The organism is Mumia spirodelae, from assembly GCF_050632745.1.
Lineage (GTDB): Bacteria > Actinomycetota > Actinomycetes > Propionibacteriales > Nocardioidaceae > Mumia.
This window is the reverse complement of sequence record NZ_JBODSD010000004.1, coordinates 14,095-35,426: the sequence shown is the minus strand read 5'-3', so window position 1 is coordinate 35,426 and position 21,332 is coordinate 14,095. Positions and strand designations below refer to the sequence as shown.

Sequence of the window (21,332 nt, the reverse complement as noted above, 5' to 3'; positions counted from 1 at the left end):
CGACGACCCCCGCACGCTGTCGCGGCCCGTCGACGAGGACGGGCCGCGACAGCGGCAGACCACCCGGAGGTGCCATGTACCGTTCGGCACAGCGACGCATCATCATCCCGTTCCTGCTTCCCGCGTTCGTGATGCTCGCCCTGTTCTTCCTCTACCCGCTGGTGCGGACGGTCGACCTGTCGATGAACGAGTTCTCCCGCACGGGGACGCTCACCTTCGTCGGTCTCGACCAGTACGAGCGCCTGTCGGGCGACCCCGACTTCTACAACGCCCTCAAGAACACCTTCCTGCTGACGATCATCGGCGCGGTGATGCTCTTCCCGCCCGCGATCGCCCTCGCGTGGGCGTTGTCGCACCGCCTGCGCGGCGAGCGGTTCTTCCGCTTCTTCGTCTTCGCGCCGGTTGTGCTGTCGGTGGCCGTGGTGTCGTTGATGTGGAAGTTCCTGCTGCACCCGACGCTCGGCATCGTCAACCCGGCGCTCGAGGGCCTCGGCCTCGGCGCGCTCGCCCGTACCTGGCTGGGTGACCCCGCCACCGCGCTCGCCGCCGTCACGTTCGTGTCGGTCTGGCACGGCATCGGCATCTGGGTCGTGCTGCTGTGCGCCGGGTTCGAACGCCTGCCGACCGACGTGATCGAGGCGGCTCGGATCGACGGCGCGGGGGAGGTGCGGATCCTCTTCGGCGTCATGCTGCCGATGCTCGGCGACCTGCTGCGGATGCTGTTCGTGCTGTGGTTCGTGCAGAGCATGCAGGCGTTCGCGTTCATCTACATCATGACCAACGGCGGCCCGTTCGGGTCGACCGAGACCGTCGGCACGCTGATGTACAACATCGCGTTCGACCAGGGCGACTTCGGGTACGCGGCCGCGATGGGCGCCGTGCTCGTCGTCCTCCTGCTGGTCGTCGCCAAGCTCCTGAACAAGGTGATGAAGCGTGACGAACTCCAGTACTGACCTCGCACCCACCGAGTCGCCGACCGCCAGCGCCGCTCCGTCCGCGACGGAACCCTCCGTACCCCCGCGTCCCCGGCGGCGACGGTCAGGCCGGGCGCCGGCCCCGTTCCGGCCGTACCACCTCGCGCTCTACCTGATGCTCGGCACGGTCGTGCTGTCGACGACGGCCGCGTTCGCGTGGGTGTTCAACGCGTCGATGAAGTCGAACCGCGAGTTCCTCGGCACCTCGCCCTGGAGCCTCGCCGAGACCTGGCGCTGGGAGAACTACACCCGCGCGTGGAACGACGCCGACATCGGCGCGTACTTCGGCAACAGCGTCTTCGTGACGGTCACCGCGACCGTGCTGGGTGTGCTGGTGTCGGTCTTCGCGGCGTACCCGCTGGCCCGCATCAGGTTCCGGGGGAGCACGATCGTGCTCAGCGTCTTCCTGATGGGGCTGATGATCCCGTGGATGGTGACCTTCGCGCCGCTCTACAACCTCATGCAGGACTTCGGGCTGCTCGACTCCCGCATCGGGCTCATCGTCGTGTACGCCACGTACAACATCCCGTTCAACGTCTTCGTGCTCACGGGCTTCATGAAGACCCTCCCGTACGAGCTGGAGGAGGCCGCCGCGATCGACGGGGCCTCACCGTCGCGCACGTTCGTGTCGGTGATCCTGCCGCTGATGGGCCCGGGTGTCGCCTCGGTGGCGATCATCAGCTTCCTCCAGAACTGGAACGAGTTCTTCTACGCACTGCTGCTCATCCACAGCCCGGAGAAGATGACGTTGCCGCTCGGGCTGTTCCAGCTCGGCCAGGCCGCGAGCTATGGGACGAACTGGGTGACGTTGTTCGCCGGGATGATGATCACCGTGGCCCCGGTGCTGCTCGTGTTCGCGCTGCTGCAGAAGCAGATCACCAAGGGACTGACCGTCGGAGCGCTGAAAGGCTGATGTCCATGGAGATCGCCCTGGTCACCGGAGCAGGTGGCGACATCGGGACCGCGATCGCGCGGGCGGCGGGCACGGACGACGTGTGCGTCGTTCTCGCGGACCGCGATCCGCGTGCGGCGGAGGTCGCGGCCGAGGGACTCACGCACGCCGAGGTCGTCGAGATGGACCTGCGGTCCGCCGCCTCCGTCACCGAGGGCGTCGCGGACGTCGTCGCACGCTTCGGCGCGCCCCGGTACGTCGTCAACAACGCCGCCGTGTGCAGCAACGTACCGTTCGAGACGATCGAGGAGTCGACCTGGTCGCAGGACCTCGACGTCGTGCTCGGGGGCACGTTCCGGGTGCTGCAGGCGGTGCTCCCCGCGATGCGCGAGGTCGGCCACGGGGCCGTGGTCAATGTCGCGTCGGTCAACGGGCACGCGTTCTTCGGCAACGACATGTACAGCGCCGCGAAGGCCGGTCTCCTGAACCTGACCCGTTCGCTCGCCGTGCAGTACGCCCCGCACGGCGTACGTGTGAACGCGGTGTCGCCGGGGACGATCGCGACGCAGGCGTGGGGGTCGCGATCGGTGGAGGACGGGCACGCGCTCGACCGTGCGGCCGCTTGGTACCCGCTGGGCCGGGTCGGGACACCCGACGACGTCGCCGCGGCAGTCGCGTTCCTGCTGTCGGACGGCGCCGCCTGGATCACCGGCGCCGACCTGCCGGTCGACGGCGGGCTGCTCGCCGGCTCGCGCGGGCTCGCCGACGACATCGGCGCTGCGACCGTCCCGCGCCCAGGCGGACGGCGCTGATGCCATCGCGACGATCCGTGATTCCTGGGATGACGCCGCCGAGCTCGCACGGCTGACGGCGGTGGAGAAGCAGGCGCTGTGGGAGCGGCAGTTCCTGAACCCGGCGATCTTCTTCGATGACGTGGTCTGAACGTTCGTCGGTGGGGGCCGGCCCGAGCCAGCCCCCACGACGTCACTCCGTCTCCGTCACCGCCGGCGCTTGAACACGGACTTCGGGATGTAGCCCGTCACCACCTGCGTACGGTCGACGACCTCGGCGTTGTGGTAGTTCACGGCGATCGAGGCGAACGAGTACGCCTTCGGCACCGTGAGCCCCTGCCTGGTGACGAGGAAGTCCACCGTCTTCTCGACGGCGATGCGCATGGCGCGGTCGAGGTCCCAGTGGATGCCCATCATGATCCAGTGGTCGTCGTCCTCGGCCCAGGGGAGCTCGGTCTCGACCTTCTTGTGCAGGGTGATCCGGAACGTGCCGGCGAGCGAGTGCTCGACCGCCGTCCCGCTCACCTCCCCGTCGCCCTGGCAGCTGTGCGGGTCCCCGACGAAGATCTGCCCGCCCGGCTGGAAGACCGGGAGGTACAGGGTCGTGCCGACGGTCAGGTCGCGGACGTCCATGTTGCCGCCGAACTTGCCGGGTGGGGTCGAGCTCTGCACCCCGGTTGCCGGCGGGGGAGCGTCCTCGGTGTTGCCGATGAACTCTCCGGTCGGGGGAGCGACCGCGATGATCCCCATGAACTTGTGCGTCGGGATGATGATGTCGTCGGAGAAGAAGACGACCTCCTCGCCGCGGTGCATCCCGGTCCGGTAGAGGTGCGTCCGGACGTCGGGCCAGACGCCGGCGGGGAACCCGGGCGGGATCTCGGCCGGGATGTCGAGTCCCTTGTCGCCCTCGCGCCAGCCCGGGTAGAACGTGGCCATCACCCCGCCCGTCGGTGCGGTGTTGTTGAAGCCGAACGGGACCCGGGTGTCGATGTCGAGGATGTCGATGGCGATGGTGTCACCCGGCTCGGCGCCGTCGACGTAGATCGGCCCGGTGAGCACGTGCCCGCCGTAGCGTCGTCCGGTGGCGTCCCGCTCCGGGAGCGTCTCCCAGAAGGCGACGCCGTCCTCGAGGACCTCCTTCGGCTTCACGCCGAAGGCCCCGAAGTAGTCGTGAGGATGGACGGACGCGCCGGTGAAGCCCTGGTGGGACACGGCGTCGACCCGGACGGTCTGGCCGGACCGCATCGTGAGGCCCGGCTCCCAGCCGATCGGGAAGCCACCGAGGTGGAGGTTGTCGGGCGTGGACTTGAGGTGGTGGTCCCACTTCGCGCGGCCGGGACGGCCGGGCCGACCCTTCTGGCCGGCCGAGGCGGGGGAGGCGGCGGCGACGCTCGCGGTGAGTCCGGCGGCGACGCTCCCGGCGATCAGGCTCCGTCGACTGACGGAGCTCCAGTGCGTGTTCGACATGGCAGGTCTTCCCTTCGAGGGTGGGTTCCTGGAGGAGTCGGGTGCGTGGTCATGGCGCCGCTCACCCCAACGTGAACTCCACGGCCGTCTCGTTGCCGAACACGTCGTAGACCTTCAGCGTGTTCTTCCCCGCCTTCGCACCGAACACCCCCGGCTTGATGCCGTTCAGGTCGGACCAGGTGTCGTCGACGAGGTCCTTCTCGACGTCGTTGATCGTGGCCCGCGCGATCTTGCCCGCGTCGTAGAGCTTGTACGACACCGTCGAGTAGACGCCGTCCGCGCCCACCGAGCCCGGCTTCACGGTGACCGTCGGTGCGGTCGTGTCCGGGGGAGTGGTCGAGAGGTCGTGGTTGACGGTCCGACCGCCGTACGCCTTCGCGTAGTCGTACGCGTACCCGAGCAGCTCGGCCTCGCTCCACTTCTCGTCGATGAAGATGAGGTTGAACGGCTTGCCGCTGTCGTACGTCCCGTCCGGCACGACGACACCGGGCAGCTGGGCGATGTTGATCTCGGACACCGTGCTGGCCGAGACGCTGCCGCCGAAGACCGGGCCGACCTCGCGGACCTGCTGCGGGAACATCAGCGCGTCGAGGTCGTTGTCCTCGAGCACCTTGTCGAAGATCTCGAGGTACGCGTCGCGGTTCTCCAGGAACGGGGTGAGGTCCGGCTCCTCGGTGGCCCCGTCGAGCATCGCGCCGATGTGCGGGTCCTCCTCGAACCCGTGGGCGTCGCCCCACGCCTTGAGCTCGGCGGCGGAGCTGACGGCCGCGCTCGCGCCGAGGCGCTTCAGGTACTGGTCGACGGCCCAGTTGTTGCCGCCGCCGGTCGCGGCGCCGTTGGTCCGCAGCGCGTTGAAGCCGGACCCCTCGAACGGGTCCTCGACCACGGTCGCGCCCTGCTTCTCGAGCCTGCGGACGGCGTCGGCGTACAGCTCGGCGGTCTCGGGGGAGAGCTCGCTGTTGGCGCCGGTCCGCCAGCCCGGGCCGTACAGGCCGATCCGCTTGCCCTTCAGCGCCTTCGTGGAGAGCTTCGAGGTGAAGCCGCCCTTCGGGACGACCGCGTCCTCGGTCTTCGGGTCGTCCGCGGTGGACCCGGCGAGGACGTCCAGCATGATCGCGGCGTCCTCGGCCGTCTTGGCGAGCGGGCCGAGGACGTCGCGCGTGACGCCCTGGAGGGGGAAGTTGCCGGTGTTCGGGATCAGGCCGAACGTCGGCTTGACCGCGTACAGGCTCTGAGCCGACGCCGGGTTCTGGATCGAGCCGCCGGTCTCCTCCGCCATGCCCGCGACGGCGAAGCCGCCGGCGACGGAGGTCGCCGAGCCGGTGGAGGAGCCGCCGGGTGCCCAGGCCTGGTCGAGCGCGTTGTACGTCGGGCCGTACGAGCTGGTGTTCGCGTTCGAGCCGCTCTTCGCCAGCGTCGGCAGGTTCGTCTTGCCGATGATGATGGCGCCGGCTTCGCGGAGGCGTTCGACGGCAGGCGCGTCGGTCTCCGGGATCAGCGAGAGGCCGCCCGAGATCGGGGAGGTGAGTGACCAGCCGGAGGTGGTGGGCATGCCCTTCACGTCCATCGAGTCCTTGATGACGATCGGCACGCCCTCGAGAGCACGGACGCGCGGCTTCTTGCCCTTGCCCTTCGTGCGCCGGGCGTCGGATGCGGCGGCGTCCGCGAGCGCGTCCGGGTTCATCTGCGTGAACGCGTTGTAGTACGGCTCGTAGGTCTCGATGCGGTCGAGGAAGGCCTCGACGAGCTCGACCGACGTGTACTTGCCGGTCTCGAGCGCCTTCAGGGTCTCCGCGATGGTGAGCGTCGAGAGGTCGACGCGGGCGAGGTGCTTGCCCTTGCTCTGCGAAGGGCGGCCGTCCGAGGCGTCCGGCGCGGCGGATGCGGTCGGGGTGACGAGTGCGGTCGCGGTGACGAGGGTGACTGCGGCGCCGGCGAGGCTCAGCAGGCGGGTGCGTGGCGTGCTTCTCATGTACCGATCTCCGAACGTTGGTGGTTCAGCGGTCGATGAAAAACTAGGGACGCGGTGTTTCCCTTCCATTGCCGAGCAGTCAACTGTTGGTGTAGCGGCAGGTGATAGGCCGAGCACCGACGACTTTCTCCACCCCGGCCGGTCCTCCCTGCACCCGCACCACCACGAAGAGGAGTCCCGGGATGCCCCGTTATCTGATCTCGTTCCCCGACGGCGCGATGAAGCTCTCCGAGGAGGAGCTCGCACGCGCCGGCGTCGAGTCCCACGCCGTGGTCGAGGAGGCCAAACGAGCCGGGGTGTGGATCTTCGGCGGCGGGATCGACAGCGGCCAGGTCACCGCGGGCGTCGCGGCCACCGACGGCACGATCGTCCTCTCCGACCCGGACCGCACGGCCCCCGTGGGCGGGTTCTCGGTGGTCGACGTCGCCTCGCGCGAAGAGGCGTGTGCGTGGGCCGCCAAGATCGCCGCCGCGTGCCGGTGCGAGCAGGTGGTGTGGGAGCTCCTGCCCGACGACGCGGTGTAGCCGCCTACGCCAGCTCGCGCAGCTCCGAGGTCATCTCGCCGCCGGCGTCCCCGGTGTTCACGGTGCCCATCGGCTCGATCAGCACGGCCTCGACCTCGGCATCGGCGCGCGGACAGTGCTCGACGCCCCTCGGGACGACGTACACGTCGCCCGGGCCGAGCGTCACGTCCCCGTCTCGGAGCTGGATCGTGAGCTCGCCGCTGAGCACGAGGAAGAGCTCGTCGGTCTCAGGGTGCGTGTGCCACACGAACTCGCCGTGAATCTTCACGACCTTCACGTCGTAGTCGTTGATGCTCGCGAGCCGGTGCGGCTGCCAGGGCTGGGTGATCGTCGAGAGTGCCGCCTGCAGGTTGCGTACGCCGTCGCTCATGAGCCGATCGTACGAGGATCCGACCGCAGCGGGCGCGCCCTCGCGGCGCTACTGTCCGAGGATGAGCGCCGCACGGAACCAGCCCAAGCTCACCGCCAAGGCGTACGAGGCCGAGCTCGCGCGCCTGCAGGTCGAGCTGGTGAAGCTCCAGGAGTGGGTACGGGCAAGCGGGGCCCGCATCGTGATCCTCTTCGAGGGCCGTGACGCGGCCGGCAAGGGCGGCACGATCAAGCGCGTGACGGAGAACCTGAACCCACGCGTCGCCCGCATCGCCGCGCTCCCGGCGCCGACGGAGCGCGACAAGACGCAGTGGTACTTCCAGCGCTACGTCGAGCATCTCCCGGCGGGCGGGGAGATCGTGCTGTTCGACCGCTCCTGGTACAACCGCGCAGGGGTCGAGCGCGTGATGGGCTACTGCACCGACGAGCAGTACGCGCTGTTCATGCGCCAGGCGCCGCAGTTCGAGCAGATGCTCATCGAGGACGGGATCCTGCTCCGCAAGTACTGGTTCTCGGTGTCCGACGCGGAGCAGCTCAAGCGGTTCCGCTCCCGAGCCGACGACCCGATCCGGCGGTGGAAGCTGAGCCCCACCGACATCGAGTCGGTGAACCGCTGGGAGGACTACTCGCGGGCCAAGGACGAGATGATGGCGTACACCGACACCGTGACGAGCCCGTGGTTCGTGGTCGAGTCGGACAGCAAGAAGCGGGCCCGGCTGAACATGATCGCGCACCTGCTCTCGACCGTGCCGTACACCGAGGTCGAGCCGCCCCGCATCGAGATCCCCGACCGTCCGCCGGCCTCGAGGTCGTACGAGCGTCCCCCGCGCGACCGGTCGACGTACGTGCCCGACCACGTGGCCGAGCTGCTCGACGGAAGCTAGTCCTGACGACCGCACCAGGACGTCAGGAGACTCCGTCGGCGCGGTAGACCGGCTTGAAGACAGGGGTCCCATCAGATGTCGAGCCGTTGTGCTCGAGGATGCAGGCGATCCCGGTGCCCGGCCGGTACAGGACCAGGTGGTCGAGCTTGCCGGTGCTGGCGCCGTCGAAGGCGATGATCTGGTCGTCGATGGAGGTCAGCGCGTAACCGCCGAGGCCGGGATCGTGATCGCCCTGCTGGTAGACCGTCGTGAACTCGAGGTCTCCTTGGCTGTTCAGGCCGCTGCACTTGACGATGAAGAGGATGCCCTTGTACGCCGCACTCGTGCCGGGCCGGTACATCACCAGGTGGTCGAGCTTGCCGGAGCCGTCATAGTCGAAGGCGATCACCTGGTCGGTGGTCTCGGACAGGTCGAAGCCCGCGATCCCGCTCCTCCCGATGAAGGCCGGGGTGAACGCGAGACCGCCCGTCGGCTTCTCCCCGTCACACCGCAGGACGAACGCGATGCCGGTGCCGGGTCGGTAGCAGAGCAGGTGGTCGCAGCTGCCGGAGCCCGTCGCGTCGAAGGCGATGATCCGATCGCGACTCGAGGTCAGGTCGAACCCGCCGATGCCGGAACCGCCCTGAGGCTGCTGGTAGAGGGCCGTGAACTTCAGGCGTGCGTCTCCGGTCGCGCTGTCGCGCCGGACGACGTACACGGCGCCCTTGCCAGGTCGGTACAGCACGAGGTGGTCAAGCTTGCCGGCGCTCTCGAGGTCGTAGGCGATCACCCGGTCCGCGCTGGACGACAGATCGAACCCGGCAACGCCGTCGGTCTCCGAGTAGACGGGCGTGAACGTGGGTGTGCCGTCGGACTCGGCGCCGTCGTGCTTCAGGACGAAGGTGATCCCTGTGCCTGGCCGGTAGCAGACCAGGTGGTCGAGCCTTCCGGTGCTGGCACCGTCGAAGGCGATGATCCGATCCTCGTACTCGGTCAGGTCGAAGCCGCCGATCCCTGAACCGCCTTGGGGCTGCTGGTACAGCGGCTTGAAACGGGCGTTCCCGTCGGGGCCGGAGCCGTCGCGCTCCACCAGGTAGAACGCGCCCTTGCCGGGTCGGTACAGCGCGAGGTGGTCGAGCGTGCCCTTGCCGCCGAAGTTCAGCGCGAACACCCGATCGGCTCTCGTCGTCAGGTCGAAGCCCCCGATTCCTGCGATGGCGAGCCGCACGTTCATCTTCTTCAGCACGCGATCGATCGGAGTGAAGGCCCCGCCGCCTCCTCCTCCACCGAAGAGCAGCCCGACGACCCGGTCGTACTCATCGACGACCACCGATCCGGAGTCGCCCGGTCCAGCGAAGGTCGTGGTGGGTGAGACACCATGAACGGTGATCTGGTGCTGGAACTCGACCGGTCCCACACCGTTTCCGTAGTTGATCGTGAACTTCGCGTCGGCGCCGTCAACAATTCCGTAGGTCAACCCCGTCGTACGACCCCGCTTGCGGACCTTGAGACGCAGGGGCGAGTCGGCGGTGCCGGTGAGGACTCCGACGTCCTGCACCTCGCACACGTAGCCCGAGAGCAGTCCGTCGAGGCGAGCAACAGCGGCGTCGACCTCGCCGTTGAGCAGGCCCCGCTTGACGGTTGCGATGGGGCGGTACGTGATCGGGTTGTCGTTGACGCTCGGCTGGTCGATCTCCTTGGAGTGCCCTCCGTCCCGCCAACCTTCGTTGACGCACAGCACGTGATAGTTGCTCAGCACCATGCCGTCGCCGGTCACGTTGTCGACGACGATCGCACCCAGCGTTCCCGAGTAGAAGCCGTTGACGAAGGCGGCGGGTCCGACACTGATGCCGCCCTTCAGCGGGTTGTACCAGCTCAAGTCTTCCAGCGGCTCGTAACGTCTCTCGATGACGTCCGTCGGGATGCCCTCGATCTCCGCGGGGATGCGCTCGCCCTCCGGTACGTCCCGCTTCTCGGCGACGTGCACCCGGATCACGATCTCGTCGGTGCGTTCACCGTCGACGTACTTGTAGCCGATGTCGACCCCGGTGACGCCGGGCCTGCTCAGGAGCTCGTCTTCTGCGGCCCGCTTGATGGGCAGGATCTCTTGCACGCGGTCGGTCACGACGTCCCCCAACGGTCGTTTGTACCAGCGGATGTTCCGAGAGGCTGTCAGCCTGGCACATGCGACAGGATCTGACACAAAATGTCACGAAACTTCCGAGTACGGCATCGGCGCGACGTCGCCGCTTCCCCCTAGGCTCGGTGTCCATGAGTATCGTGGTCCGCCCGGCGACGTCGTTCGACGACGTGGCGACCATGGTCGGACCGAAGCGTCCCGACGCCAACGTGTGCTGGTGCCTCTGCTACCGCCTCACGACGTCGAAGGAGAACCGCGAGCTCGCCGGCCCCGCGCGCGGCGAGCGCGTGCGGGCGCTCGTGCGACAGGATCCGCCACCGGGCGTGCTCGCGTACGACGGTGACGAGGTGGTCGGATGGGCGGGGATCCACCCACGCGCCGACACGAGCTTCGCCCGCAACCGCCGGATCCCGCACGTGGACGACCTCGACGTGTGGTCGCTGTGGTGCGTGCGGGTGCGGCCCGGGCACCGAGGGCAGGGCATCGTGCACCACCTCGTCGAGGGAGCGGTCGCGTTCGCGCGGGACAACGGAGCGCCCGCGGTCGAGGCGTACCCGGTCGACAACGGCATCGCCAAGGTCGACCTGACGATGGCGTACGTCGGCACCCTCGCGGTGTTCGAGCGCGCGGGCTTCACCAAGGTGGCGGACACCGAGTCGGTGCTCAACGGCTTCCCGCGCGTGCTCGTCCGCCGCGACCTGCGTGGCGACTCCTGACGCTAGCTCGCGGGACGGCGGTTGCAGCGGCGCTGAGCCGTACAAGGCGCCGGTTTCGTGCACGCAGCGACAGGTATCCGTGTCGCTCGGTGCACGAAACCGGCGCCTCGTATGTTTCGCCGCGCGCGCGTGTTGCGTCAGAGCGTGTGCGTCAGCTGCTCGCGCACGCCGAGAAACCGCTGACCGCCGTACGCGCGCAGCGCCGCGTCGAGGTCGCGCACGATCGGGATGTTCTCGCCCGACGTGAACGCGGGCGCGAGGACCCGGATGCGCGCGGGCTCCCGTCGGGCGGGCGCGGTGGGCCGGAGCACGATCGCGATCGTGGCCCGCGTGCGGAGGCTCTTCGGCTCGAGCGTCGTGACGAACAGCTCGCGCCGCAGCGCGACCTCGACCTCGACGTGCTCGAGGTCGCGCCACGCCCAGGACGCGGGGGAGAGGCGGTTGCTCGTGATCCCTTCAGGCCCGATCGTGATCTCGGCGCGTCCGCCGCGCACCGACCCGAGGACCGCGGCGAGTCCGAGCCCGCCGAGGAAGACCACGAGCGCCACGAGGACGACGACCGTGAGCCACTCACCCTCCAGCGTGTGGCGCTGCACGACACCCGCGCCGGCGAGCCCGACGGCGACGGTGAGCATCCCCGCGCCGATCGCCACCGCCGTACCACGGCGTGGCGAGAGGAAGCGGTGCAGCGGACCGTGGGCCGGTGCCCACGACCCGACTGGTACGTCGGTGCGCACCGAGGTCAGCCCGTGTGCGCGTCGGCGAGGCGATCGGTCGTCGCGCGCATCAGCTCCTGGAACGACTCGCCCGACGGACCGCCGAGACCCTCGGCGCTGACGGACACGACGTCGTTGCCGATCCGAGCGAGCCCGAACGTGATCTCCACCGGTTGACCGGTCGGCTGCTGCGTCCCGGTGAGGCGGACGTTGATCTGAGCGTCGACGTCGTCCGACGCCGCCGTGTCGTCGGAGTCGAGGGTCCCCTTGAAGCCGGACCCGTTGTCGGCGCTGACCTCGACCTCCGAGCACGACGCGATCGCGTCGCGCGTCTCGTCGAACGCCGTGGCGACGTCGTCCGCGTACGAGGTTGCCGTGCTCGTGATGGTGAGGAGGCCGACCCGGTCGAAGCTGACCTCCGCCGTCGCAGCCTCGTCTGCGTCGCCGAGGTCCAGCCCCGCGAGGCACTCGGCGTCGTTGAGGCTGGCGCGTGCGCTGCCGTCACCGTCGGTGCTTCCCGCCGACTCGACGAAGCCTTCCGGGAGGTCGTCCAGCGTCACCAGCACCTGCTCGAGCTGGTCCTCGGTCAACGTCGACTGCGCGTCGGATGCGCCGCCGCCGCATCCGGCGAGGAGCGCGGTCAGGACCGTGAGGGGGAGAAGAACGCGGACCCTGCCGCTGTGTCGCCAATTCACCACGCGGCGACACTAGCGGACCGGTCGTCCACGCCTCACTCCACCGCCCGCCGCGCCTTCAACCCGTCGTCGATGATCTCCCAGGCGGTGACGAGCACGACGCCGACGGTGATCCACTGCAGCACAGTGTCGACCGTCGAGGCGTCCCACTCGAGCGAGGTGACGAGCTCGGGGTTGAGGAAGTCGCCGGCGGCCAGGGCCGGGAGCGTCAGTGCGGCGAAGGCGACCGCGATCGCGGCGTTGACCGCGGCGGCAGTCCACGACCATCCGGTGCGGTAGACCCACAGGGTGAAGCCGACCTCGATCGCCAGCAGCGCCAGCACGGCCGGGACCCACCACGACCAGAGCGCGGGGTCGAGCACCGGGATGCTCTCGCCGTCGGAGCTGATAGGTGACGCGATCTGCTGCCAGACCAGCAGGCCCGCCATCACGGCAAGGAAGGCGACGGTCGCGATCGTGTCACCGAACGACTGGCCGGGCCTGCTGGCGGCGGGGAGCTTGTCCACGCTCCACGGCTCGACCTCCTCGTTCTCGAGAGCGCCGGTCCAGTCCAACACTGCGAAGACCGCGGTGACCCAGAACGCCACCTGGATCGCGGCCCCGACAGCCACCCCGACCGCCCCGAGCAGCGACGGGGCGATCGCCTCGTCGTCGGTGAGGGCGCCGATGAGGTGGCCCGCGGCGGCGAGCGGCGGGACGATCGCGAGGAGGAGCAGGAGCAGCCGAAGCCACGGCATGAAGAGGCGAGGCCCGATCAGGCGTGGCTCGCGTCCGGTGTACTCGACCGCGACGAGCAGCGGATCGCCCATCTCCTCCAGGACCTCGCGCTCGGCGGCGGGGGAGTCGCCCCGCGCAGCGAGCGTGTCGGCGATGCGCTCGCGCAGCTCGGCCTCGACGTCGCGCCGCGACCCGCCCGGGAGCCACCGGGTGGCGGCACGGACGTAGCGGTCGGTCAGTGTGGCGGTCATCGGGTCCCTCCGGTGATGAAGCGCGTGAGCGCGGTGTCGATGTCGTGCCATTCGGCGACGAGCGCTTCGGCGAGCCGCTCGCCGTCCGCGCTGGTGCGGTAGAACTTCCGCGGCCGCGCCTCGTCGGTGTTCCACTCGCTGGTGAGCACGCCCTGCTTCTCGAGGCGGCGCAGCAGCGGGTAGAGCGTGTTCGCGTCGACCGCGATGCCGGCCTCGTCGAGCGACTCGAGAAGGCCGTAGCCGTAGCCGGGGTCGCGCAACGACACCAAGCACGCGAGCACGACGGTGCCGCGGCGCAGCTCTTGCACGTGCTGCTTCACCAGTTCGTCGTCCATGCCTCGCACGATACTGTGCGGCACACACCGAAGGCAAGTCGCACATCATTGTTGGCTTCACACGGTCGTCTCAGCGTGTGGCGCTATAGTGGGTTGCCATTAGCGCCACATTGGAGGACGACCATGGACGTGGGCATCCGCGAGCTTCGCGATGGCTTGAGCAAGCACCTGGCCAGCGTGCGGGAGGGGCGCACGATCACGGTGACCGACCATGGACGGCCGGTCGCGAGGATCATCCCCGTCGGCGCGCCGACCAAGCTCGAGCAGCTCGTGGCCGAGGGCAAAGTCACGCCGGCGGCCCGGAGGAAGGGACGACGTCGCGCTCCGATCAAGGCGAGCGGGACGGTGAGCGATCTCGTCGACGAGCAGCGCAGGTGATCCTGTACGTCGACACCTCCGCGCTGGTCCCGCTTCTCGTTGCGGAACCCTCTTCGGAGGCGTGCGGTGAGGTCTGGGACGCCGCGGACGACGTCGCGGCAACGCGATTGGCGTACATCGAGGCCGTCGCCGCGATGGCGCAGGGATGCCGGATGGGCCGCGTCTCCGAGAACGGTCTCAAGGAGGGTCGAGCCGTGCTCGACTCCTTGTGGTCCGAGGTGAATGTCATCGAGCTCGACCCGGCGCTCATGTCCGAGGCGTCCAGGCTCGCCGTCGCCCACGGGCTCCGGGGCTATGACGCGACGCACTGCGCAGCGGCTCTCGCGATCGGCGACGCAAGCCTCGTGGCCGCGTCTGACGATGCGCGGTTGCTGCAGGCGTGGCGGGCCGAGGGGATCGCCGTTCGGGACACGAACGCCTAGGGGCCTGCCGTCGCCACGACGCGACGAGGGGCCGACCGCCTCCCGGCAGCCGGCCCCTCACCGTACCTACGCGATCACCGGAGTCACCTCCGGACCTTGATCGTCACCACCTTCTTGACCGACAGCACGTTGTCGTTGCCGAGGTAGGTCACCGTCACCTTCTTGGTGCCCTTCGACAGGCGCGGCAGCTTCACCGACGCCTTGCCGTTGGCGTTGACCTTGACCGCGAAGGTCCGCGAGCCGACCTTCACCAGCGCCGTACCGTTCGCGTTCACACCCTTGGCCGTCACCGTGATGGCGACCTTGGCGCGCTTCTTGGTCGTGACCTTCTTGGGCGTCACCTTGACCGCGACGCTGGCCTTGGCCTTGGTGACCTTGAGGACCACCGGCGCCGAGGTGACCGCGCCGACGCCGCCCGAGCCCTGGTAACGGGCGGTGACGACCTTGGTGCCCGCCGTCGCGAACGCCGCGAGCCTGACGTTCGCACGGCCCTGCTTGTCGAGCGCCGCGGTGCCGACCTTGCGGCCGTCCACCAGCACGTCGACCTTGCCCGAGCCTGCGGACGCCGCGCCGTCCTTCGTCACGGTGACCCCGACCGAGGCGACCGCGCCGGACGCGCCGGCCGCGATGCTGGTCGGCTTCACCGCGAGCGACACCGCTGCCGTCGGTACGCCGGGGGCTGCCGTCACCTTGAGGGCGACGGGCTGCGACGTGCTCCCGGCCAGCTCGGCGCTGCCTCCGTACGTGGCTGTCACCAGGTGGTTGCCCGCCGTCGCGATCGCCGGCAGCGCGACAGCCGCACGCCCCTGGTCGTCGATCTCCGCCGACCCGGAGGCCTCACCGTCGACGTACACGGTGACGACACCGGTCGGCTTCGGCTGGTCGCCGGGGCCTGGTGCCGTGACCTGGACCGAGGCCGTGACCCCGGTCTGGCCCGCGACGACCGTGCTCTTGTCGAGCGTCACCGAGGTCGCCGACGCCGGCAGCGGCGGCTCGTACCCGACCGTCGCGATCCAGCTCCGGTAGTTGCCGTCGGTGCCCGGCACGAAGTGGCGCTCCACGTTGCCGCGGCTGTCGACCGCGATCCAGCGGACCTCCGCGCCCTCGTCGACCTTGATGCGCTCGCCGCTGTCGCGCAGACCGGCGAAGCCGTAGACCGTCGAGCTCAGGTTGGGCACCGTGCCGTCGGTCGTGTAGTAGATCGCGGCCGGCTCGTTGGTGCTGAACTCGACGTTGACCTTGCCCTCGACCGAGCTCGGGCTGACCTTGATCTCGGAGACCGGGGTGACGTCGTCGAGGTCGTGCTCACGCGCGAGGCGCGCCATCTCGACCAGGCCGTTCGCGAACTCCATCGCCTCCTGGTGTGCCCCGGCGCCGGTCGGCGTCGTGGCTTCGAAGGGCGGCTGGAAGGTCGTACCGACCTCGAAGTCCCACGCGTACAGGCCGTACTTGTACCAGAGCATGTCGCCGGAGTTGCCCGCCGCGGAGTACAGCGTGTCCACGACGCGGCCCGTGCGCGCCGGGGTCACCGTCAGACCGCGGTAGCGCTTGATCGCGGTCAGGATGCGCGACGAGGAGTACTGGAACTTCTCCTCCTGCTCCATGGTGGGCTCCGGAGCGGTGACGCGGCCGTCGGCCTTGTACGCCGCCGGCGACCACATGAAGTAGTTGCCCGAGCTGTGGACGTTCATCGACCACTTGATGTTCGGGTTGTTCGCGACGACCCAGTCGACGTTGCGCGACTCCGGCTCGCTGAGCTCGGCCGGACCAGCGTAGGTGCCGCTCGTGCAGCTGTCGCTGGCGCCGGAGTAGCCGTCGAACAGGCTGTACTCGTCGTAGTTGCGGTTGACGTCGACACCCCACGAGGTGCGGGAGTTCGCGTCGGCGCTCCCGGTCAGCGGGCAGTGGTTGGCCATGTTCTTGCGCTGCGACGCGAAGTCGTAGAACGAGTAGTGGCCACCGTCGGGGTTGACCGACGGGAGGACCCAGATCTCGAGGTTGTCGACGAGATCCTTGGTGGCCGGGTGCAGCGCGTAGTTGCGCAGCAGCCGCTCGGCGGTCTCCAGCGTCACCAGCGGCGGCACCCACTCGCGCGCGTGCTCCTGGGCGTAGAAGAACACGCCCGGCTTGGAGCCGTCGCGGTGCTTGCCGATCTTGATCGCGTAGACCTGCTGCGGCCCGCGCGTGACCTTCGCCGGCGCCTGCAGGCCGTCGGTCAGCGTGGTCGCCGCCGTCGCCGGGACGACGCCGTCGCCCGCGTTGCCGCGGTAGGTGTACGCGTTGACCAGGGCGCTCGCTGCGGCGTCGGCGTTCAGCGCGGCGACGACCTGAGCAGCCGTGCTGGTGGCCGCGCCCGCGGAGTCGGTCGCGGACGAGACGGTGATCGCCTTGTCGGCGACGCTGATCGTCAACGCCTGGTCGGCCGCGGTCGGGTGCACGACCGTCACCGTGATGCCGTTGCCGCCCTCGGACCCGTACGCCTTGGAGTCGATCGCGATCCGCCGTGCGTTGTCAGCCGTGCTCGTGCCGGCCGGGATGACGGCCTGCGCGAGGCGACGGTAGCCGTTCGTCTGGTACGGCAGCTCGACGATCTCGGCGAGGTCCGGGAACTGCTTGGCGAGCTGCTTGATCCGGTCGTACAGGTCGGTCGGGTCCATGTAGGACCGGATGAAGTCCTCCTGGTAGCCCTCACCCTTGAACGGGTCGTTCTCGTCGCCGGTCGGCAGCCAGTCCTGGACCTTGGCGATCGCCACGTCGCCGCTGGGGCTGACGACGCGGACCCGGTCCGGCCGGGTGGTGACGGCCTGCGCGCCACTCGTCGGGCTCGCTCCGCGGTGGTACAGGTACACGCCCGAGTCGACGAACCGGGTGATGCTCTGCGTACCGCCGCTGCCGAACTCCGTGCCCGGACCGCTGTCGCGCTCGACGGTCAGCGCCGCCGTCTCCGTCTGGCCGTTGGCGTAGCGGGCCTCGACCGAGAGGACCGGCACCCCGAACGAGGTGAAGTACTGCGCGCGCGTGATCTTGACGTCGGAGACATCGGGATCGGTCGCGTCGTCCGCGAACTCCTCGTTGGCCTGGACGGCGGCCGCGACGGTCGCATCGCGCTCGGCGAGCGCCTTCTCGGTGTCGTCCTGCGTGTACAGGGTCTCGCCGGGGGCGAAGCCGGCCTTCTTCAGCGCCTTCACCTCGTTGGGTGTGACGACGGCGTGGACGCTGAGGCCGTCTGCGCTCTGCTCCACGCCGTGGTCGAGGTCGACGCCCGTCGCGACGAGCTGATCGAGCTCGTCGACTCCGGGAACGGTGAACTCCACGACGGAGGGCACCTCGTCAGGCAGGCGCTCGAGGGTGACAGTGGTCTCGGGCGCGGTGTCGGACGGCTCGGCGAATGCCGCCGGGCTCGCCGCCATGGCTGCGATGAGGCTCGGGACTGCCAGCGCGAGGCCGACGGCCGTGACCTTCCTTCGCAGGGGTGAGGATCTCTGCATCGGGTCTTCCATCCTTTTTCTTGAGGGGAGGAAAAGCGGATGATCGAACCGTAGGGTGAAACGGGTCACACTGCTGTTGTTATCTGAAATTAAACGGGCAGAGAATCTTTGGGGGAACCGCTGTTGCGGAGCCGCGCCTCGAGCCCGCCTACGCCCCGGCGATGCGTGCCGCCTGCTGGGCGAGCTGCCTGACCGCGTCCTCGTCGACTGCGTCGTTGACCTCGACCACACCGACGCGCGCGCCGGTGGTGAACACGACGTAGCCGCCCGCGGCCTGGTCGGAGTCGAATGCCGGGAAGTACCAGATCATGTGGTGCGGCTCGGAGGACACGAGGACCGGGTCGCCGTACCCGAAGTCGCCGCCCTGGATGGCGTCGCACTGCTGGACGAGCGTCACGATCGCGTCGGCCGCCTGGGACGCGAGGTTCGGCGTGCTCGTCTCCGCGAGCTGCTCGATCACGTGCCGGCCACCCTCGCCAGCCAGCCTGCCGTCGAGTCGCGTCACGTCGTCACCGACGACGTCGCCCATCTCGAGGTCGCCCGTGCACGGGCCGAGCGTCAGCCACGGGACCTGCTTCGGGCGCTTGACGTGGTGCCCTGTGATGTCGAAGTAGACGGCCTCGCCGATCAGGTTCTCGTCGTCGAGCGCGTCGTCACCGGGGGTTGCGGAGGTTGACGGCGCGGTGGCGGTGGGGGAGGTCGACGGCGCGGTGGTCGCGGTGGGGGCCGAGGACGGTGCGGTGCTGGCCGGTGGCTTGCTCCTCGGCGTGGTCTCGTCGCTGATCTGCGCGACGGCGACCGCCCCGCCGACGCCGGTGATGACCGCGGTGACGGCTGCGATGACTGCGTGGTCGAGCCTCATGCTCGTTCCTCCTGCTGCTGGGGCACCTCGTGCGCCCGTTCACTCCCTCTGATGCGCGGACCGGCCGAAGTGTTGGCGCGCAGGACGGAAGAGGTCACGACGTTGCCCGGAGGGCGGCCCGCATGAAGGTACGGGCCGTGTGGATGCGGTCGCGTACGGTGCCGACCGAGGTGCCCGTGATCTCGGCGATCTCGCCGTACGGCAGTGAGCCGAGGTCGCGCAGCACGAACGGCTCGACGACCTGAGGCTTGCTCTGCTCCAGGCGGTCGAGCGCCTCCATGAGGTCGAGGCGTGTCCCCGCGATGACGCTCGTCGTCCGCGGGTCAGCGGTCTCGGGAAGGTCCGGCACGCCACTGTCCGCAGCGCGGCGGCGCAGACGGCGATACGTCATGCGTGCGCTGTTGGACGCGATCACGGTCACCCAGCCCTCGAACGAGCCGGTGCCGCGGTAGCTCCCGATGTTCTGGGCGATCGCGACGAGAGCGTCCTGCGCTGCGTCCTCGGCGTCCTCGGTGTGGGGGAGGAACCGCGAGCAGCGTCGTACGACCGCGGGCCGGACGATCGTCAGCAGGTCCTCGAGCGCTTCGGGGTCGCCCGAGCGTGCGCGTGCGACCAGGTCGGGCGGCATCTCGCGCGACGAGGGGGAGCTCATGGCCCACTATCTTGTCCCCATGAAGGTGCTCGGGCGCTACCGCCTGGTGCGTGTCCTCGGGTCCGGCGCTTTCGCCACCGTCTGGCTCGGTGAGGATCGTGATCTCGACGCGGACGTCGCCGTCAAGGTCCTCGCCGACAACTGGACGCACAACGCCGACGTGCGCGAGCGCTTCCTCGCCGAGGCGAGGTTGCTGCGACGGGTCGATGATCCACGCGTGGTCCGGGTGTTCGACGTCGGCGTCAGCGACGACGGCCGGCCGTACTTCGTGATGGAGTACGTCCCCGGCGGCACGCTCGCCGACCGGACGGGCACGCTGAGCGCGGGGGAGTCCCTCGCGTACGGGGTCGAGGCGGCGCGTGCACTCCACGTGCTGCACGAGGCGGGGATCGTGCACCGTGACGTCAAGCCGAGCAACCTGCTCGTCGACGACCGTACGACGCCGCCACGCCTCCTGGTCTCGGACCTGGGGAGCGCCAAAGTCCTCGCGGAGGCTTCGGGTCTCACCGTCACCACCGGCACCCCGCTCTACATGGCGCCCGAGCAGGTCCACCAGAACGACGGATTCGACGCGCGTGCCGACGTGTACGCGGTGGCGGCGGTGACGTACCACCTGCTCAGCGGGCGCCCTCCGTTCGCCGACCCGACTGCGGCGGCGGTGATGGCCCGCCGCCCCGACGCCAAGCCGGCGCCTCTCGCAACCTCCGTGGGTCGGCCGGTCGCGCTCGACCGGCTCATGGCGCGGTCGCTGAGCTGGGAGCCGAGTAAGCGGCCGGCCACCGCGGCGGACCTTGCGGACGCGCTCGAGCGCTTGGTGGACGAGGAGCCGACTCGTCAGCGCAGGGAGGTTTCCACGGTGCTCGTGCTGGTGATCTGCGTGGCCGTGTTCGTGGCGATGTTCGCGGCCACGTACGGGTTGTTGTCCCGCTGACGCCCTTCTCGGCGTTCTCTGGTCACCATCGTTAATACGATATACGATCTGCGCCATGGCTTACAGCACGATCTCCTCCCTCGACACCGATGCCGCCCAGCAGCACTCCCGCGAGCTGCGCGCACGTCTCCTCTCGAGCACCTCGGACACGTACGCGACCGGGCCGTCCGGCAGCGGCAACGGCGAGCGGGTGCTCGTGCTCGGCGGGACCGGCTACATCGGACGAGCGCTGGTGCCGGAGCTCGCGCGTCGCGGCTACCGCCCGGCGGTGCTGGCGCGTGACGCATCGGTCAAGGACGACGAGGCCTTCGCCGACGCCGAGGTCGTGACCGGCGACGCCACGCGTGCGGAGGACGTGGAGAACGCGGTCGCGGCCGCGCCGACCGCCGTCGTCATCTCCCTGCTCAGCGGGCGTCGCCCGAACGATGCCGAGGAGTGCAAGCAGGTCGACTACGACGCCGTCATGAACGGGATCCGCTCCGCCGTCGCGCACGACGTGCAGCAGTTCATCCAGATCAGCGACTACGGCGCGTACCGGCCCGAGCTGATCCCGCAGGTCTACAAGCTGCAGGTCGAGGGCGAGCTCATGGGCCAGCACCACGGCGCGCTCCCGTGGACGATCGTGCGACCGACGGCGTACTACCCGTACCTGTCGATGACGTTCGGCGACGTCAAGAACGGGCTGCCGTACCGGATCTTCGACCACGGTGAGTACAACGTCGTCAACCCGATCGCGCGGGAGGACCTCGCGGAGTTCATCACGAACCAGGTCCTGTCGGCGGATGCGTACGGGCGTGTCCTGCCGGTCGGCGGACCGTGGGTCGCCGACAACGTGGTCACCCTCAAGGACGCCGGGCAGATGATGTTCGACATCACCGGACGGGAGCCTGAGTGGGACGTCGTGCCGATGGCGACCTGGGACAAGAAGATCGCGCGCCTCACCCGCATCGGCAAGATGAGCAAGAAGGTCGCGCCCGTCGCGTACTACCTCGAGGCCGCGAAGTACTGGTCCGTCGTCGACCACGTCGCGCCGGCGTACGGGTCCCGCACCCTGCGCGGGTTCATGGACAAGCTGAAGGATCGTGAGTTCCCAACCGGCAGCTTCCGGGAGCGGATGAAGAACGGCACGGCCGTGATGCCGACCGACATCTGACTCGAGCTCCGCCCGCATTTGCGG

21 protein-coding genes are annotated in these 21,332 nt (G+C 69.3%); 10 read left to right on the top strand and 11 right to left on the bottom strand.

The window, feature by feature from the left end:
* Nucleotides 1-74 precede the first annotated feature (74 nt).
* From ACQSSQ_RS18135 to ACQSSQ_RS18125, 3 genes are read left to right on the top strand one after another with little or no spacing between them, the layout of a single operon-like run.
* On the top strand, nt 75-953 hold the full coding sequence (locus ACQSSQ_RS18135) for a carbohydrate ABC transporter permease (protein WP_431328524.1): 879 nt from the start codon (nt 75-77) through the stop codon (nt 951-953).
* The gene (locus ACQSSQ_RS18130) at nt 934-1,887 is read left to right on the top strand and encodes a carbohydrate ABC transporter permease (RefSeq protein WP_431328523.1); all 954 of its coding nucleotides are present in this window, start codon (nt 934-936) and stop codon (nt 1,885-1,887) included. The genes ACQSSQ_RS18135 and ACQSSQ_RS18130 overlap by 20 nt, the downstream gene beginning before the upstream one ends.
* Before the next feature lie 5 nt (nt 1,888-1,892).
* Entirely contained in the window at nt 1,893-2,678 is a 786-nt protein-coding gene (locus ACQSSQ_RS18125) for an SDR family NAD(P)-dependent oxidoreductase (protein ID WP_431328522.1), read from the top strand.
* A 186-nt stretch (nt 2,679-2,864) separates the two neighbouring features.
* On the opposite strand, the gene ACQSSQ_RS18120 is transcribed toward ACQSSQ_RS18125, so the two are convergent.
* Together ACQSSQ_RS18120 and ACQSSQ_RS18115 are read right to left on the bottom strand one after the other, a co-directional pair.
* Nucleotides 2,865-4,124, bottom strand: a complete 1,260-nt coding sequence (locus tag ACQSSQ_RS18120) for an acetamidase/formamidase family protein (RefSeq protein WP_431328521.1) — start codon at nt 4,122-4,124, stop codon at nt 2,865-2,867.
* A 61-nt stretch (nt 4,125-4,185) separates the two neighbouring features.
* Nucleotides 4,186-6,096 (bottom strand): amidase, encoded by a 1,911-nt coding sequence (locus ACQSSQ_RS18115; RefSeq protein ID WP_431328520.1) that lies wholly within the window; start codon nt 6,094-6,096, stop codon nt 4,186-4,188.
* 182 nt (nt 6,097-6,278) lie between these two features.
* Here ACQSSQ_RS18115 and ACQSSQ_RS18110 point away from each other — a divergent pair, with 182 nt between their 5' ends.
* The gene (locus ACQSSQ_RS18110) at nt 6,279-6,620 is read left to right on the top strand and encodes a YciI family protein (RefSeq protein ID WP_431328519.1); all 342 of its coding nucleotides are present in this window, start codon (nt 6,279-6,281) and stop codon (nt 6,618-6,620) included.
* Between the two features lie 4 nt (nt 6,621-6,624).
* Here ACQSSQ_RS18110 and ACQSSQ_RS18105 read toward each other — a convergent pair whose 3' ends face one another.
* Nucleotides 6,625-6,990 (bottom strand): cupin domain-containing protein, encoded by a 366-nt coding sequence (locus tag ACQSSQ_RS18105; RefSeq protein ID WP_431328518.1) that lies wholly within the window; start codon nt 6,988-6,990, stop codon nt 6,625-6,627.
* 61 nt (nt 6,991-7,051) lie between these two features.
* Here ACQSSQ_RS18105 and ppk2 point away from each other — a divergent pair, with 61 nt between their 5' ends.
* Nucleotides 7,052-7,873, top strand: a complete 822-nt coding sequence (gene ppk2 / locus ACQSSQ_RS18100; RefSeq protein WP_431328517.1) for a polyphosphate kinase 2 — start codon at nt 7,052-7,054, stop codon at nt 7,871-7,873.
* A 22-nt stretch (nt 7,874-7,895) separates the two neighbouring features.
* Here the strand turns inward: ppk2 and ACQSSQ_RS18095 are convergent, their stop codons facing one another.
* Nucleotides 7,896-9,977, bottom strand: a complete 2,082-nt coding sequence (locus ACQSSQ_RS18095) for a chymotrypsin family serine protease (RefSeq protein WP_431328516.1) — start codon at nt 9,975-9,977, stop codon at nt 7,896-7,898.
* 146 nt (nt 9,978-10,123) lie between these two features.
* Between ACQSSQ_RS18095 and ACQSSQ_RS18090 the strand changes: the two genes are divergently transcribed.
* Nucleotides 10,124-10,708 carry a GNAT family N-acetyltransferase gene (locus ACQSSQ_RS18090; protein WP_431328515.1) on the top strand — a complete coding sequence of 195 codons (585 nt, stop codon included), beginning with the start codon at nt 10,124-10,126 and terminating at the stop codon, nt 10,706-10,708.
* Between the two features lie 137 nt (nt 10,709-10,845).
* Here ACQSSQ_RS18090 and ACQSSQ_RS18085 read toward each other — a convergent pair whose 3' ends face one another.
* The 4 genes from ACQSSQ_RS18085 to ACQSSQ_RS18070 are packed head-to-tail and all read right to left on the bottom strand — an operon-like array spanning nt 10,846 to nt 13,422.
* Nucleotides 10,846-11,445: a hypothetical protein gene (locus ACQSSQ_RS18085; protein WP_431328514.1), complete on the bottom strand. Its 600-nt coding sequence runs from the start codon at nt 11,443-11,445 to the stop codon at nt 10,846-10,848.
* Between the two features lie 5 nt (nt 11,446-11,450).
* Nucleotides 11,451-12,122, bottom strand: a complete 672-nt coding sequence (locus ACQSSQ_RS18080) for a hypothetical protein (protein ID WP_431328513.1) — start codon at nt 12,120-12,122, stop codon at nt 11,451-11,453.
* Between the two features lie 32 nt (nt 12,123-12,154).
* A complete protein-coding gene (locus ACQSSQ_RS18075) occupies nt 12,155-13,087 on the bottom strand; it encodes an HAAS signaling domain-containing protein (protein ID WP_431328512.1) in 933 nt (310 codons plus the stop codon).
* The gene (locus tag ACQSSQ_RS18070) at nt 13,084-13,422 is read right to left on the bottom strand and encodes a PadR family transcriptional regulator (protein ID WP_431328511.1); all 339 of its coding nucleotides are present in this window, start codon (nt 13,420-13,422) and stop codon (nt 13,084-13,086) included. The genes ACQSSQ_RS18075 and ACQSSQ_RS18070 overlap by 4 nt, the downstream gene beginning before the upstream one ends.
* Nucleotides 13,423-13,545: 123 nt before the next feature.
* Here ACQSSQ_RS18070 and ACQSSQ_RS18065 point away from each other — a divergent pair, with 123 nt between their 5' ends.
* Together ACQSSQ_RS18065 and ACQSSQ_RS18060 are read left to right on the top strand one after the other, a co-directional pair.
* The gene (locus ACQSSQ_RS18065) at nt 13,546-13,800 is read left to right on the top strand and encodes a type II toxin-antitoxin system Phd/YefM family antitoxin (RefSeq protein ID WP_431328510.1); all 255 of its coding nucleotides are present in this window, start codon (nt 13,546-13,548) and stop codon (nt 13,798-13,800) included.
* Nucleotides 13,797-14,222 (top strand): type II toxin-antitoxin system VapC family toxin, encoded by a 426-nt coding sequence (locus ACQSSQ_RS18060; RefSeq protein WP_431328509.1) that lies wholly within the window; start codon nt 13,797-13,799, stop codon nt 14,220-14,222. Before ACQSSQ_RS18065 ends, ACQSSQ_RS18060 begins: the two co-directional genes overlap by 4 nt.
* A gap of 83 nt (nt 14,223-14,305) precedes the next feature.
* On the opposite strand, the gene ACQSSQ_RS18055 is transcribed toward ACQSSQ_RS18060, so the two are convergent.
* The 3 genes from ACQSSQ_RS18055 to ACQSSQ_RS18045 all read right to left on the bottom strand — a co-directional run bounded on the left by ACQSSQ_RS18055 (nt 14,306) and on the right by ACQSSQ_RS18045 (nt 19,224).
* Nucleotides 14,306-17,710: a M14 family zinc carboxypeptidase gene (locus ACQSSQ_RS18055; protein ID WP_431328508.1), complete on the bottom strand. Its 3,405-nt coding sequence runs from the start codon at nt 17,708-17,710 to the stop codon at nt 14,306-14,308.
* Nucleotides 17,711-17,858: 148 nt separating this feature from the next.
* Nucleotides 17,859-18,572, bottom strand: a complete 714-nt coding sequence (locus ACQSSQ_RS18050) for a hypothetical protein (protein WP_431328507.1) — start codon at nt 18,570-18,572, stop codon at nt 17,859-17,861.
* A 94-nt stretch (nt 18,573-18,666) separates the two neighbouring features.
* Nucleotides 18,667-19,224, bottom strand: a complete 558-nt coding sequence (locus ACQSSQ_RS18045; protein ID WP_431328506.1) for an RNA polymerase sigma factor — start codon at nt 19,222-19,224, stop codon at nt 18,667-18,669.
* On the opposite strand from ACQSSQ_RS18045, the gene ACQSSQ_RS18040 reads away from it, so the two are divergent.
* Both ACQSSQ_RS18040 and ACQSSQ_RS18035 read left to right on the top strand, forming a co-directional pair.
* Nucleotides 19,223-20,155: a serine/threonine-protein kinase gene (locus tag ACQSSQ_RS18040; protein WP_431328505.1), complete on the top strand. Its 933-nt coding sequence runs from the start codon at nt 19,223-19,225 to the stop codon at nt 20,153-20,155. The two genes, ACQSSQ_RS18045 and ACQSSQ_RS18040, sit on opposite strands and share 2 nt — an antisense overlap.
* Nucleotides 20,156-20,210: 55 nt before the next feature.
* Nucleotides 20,211-21,308, top strand: coding sequence for an NAD(P)H-binding protein (locus ACQSSQ_RS18035; protein ID WP_431328504.1), 1,098 nt, complete (start codon nt 20,211-20,213; stop codon nt 21,306-21,308).
* Nucleotides 21,309-21,332: the final 24 nt, after the last annotated feature.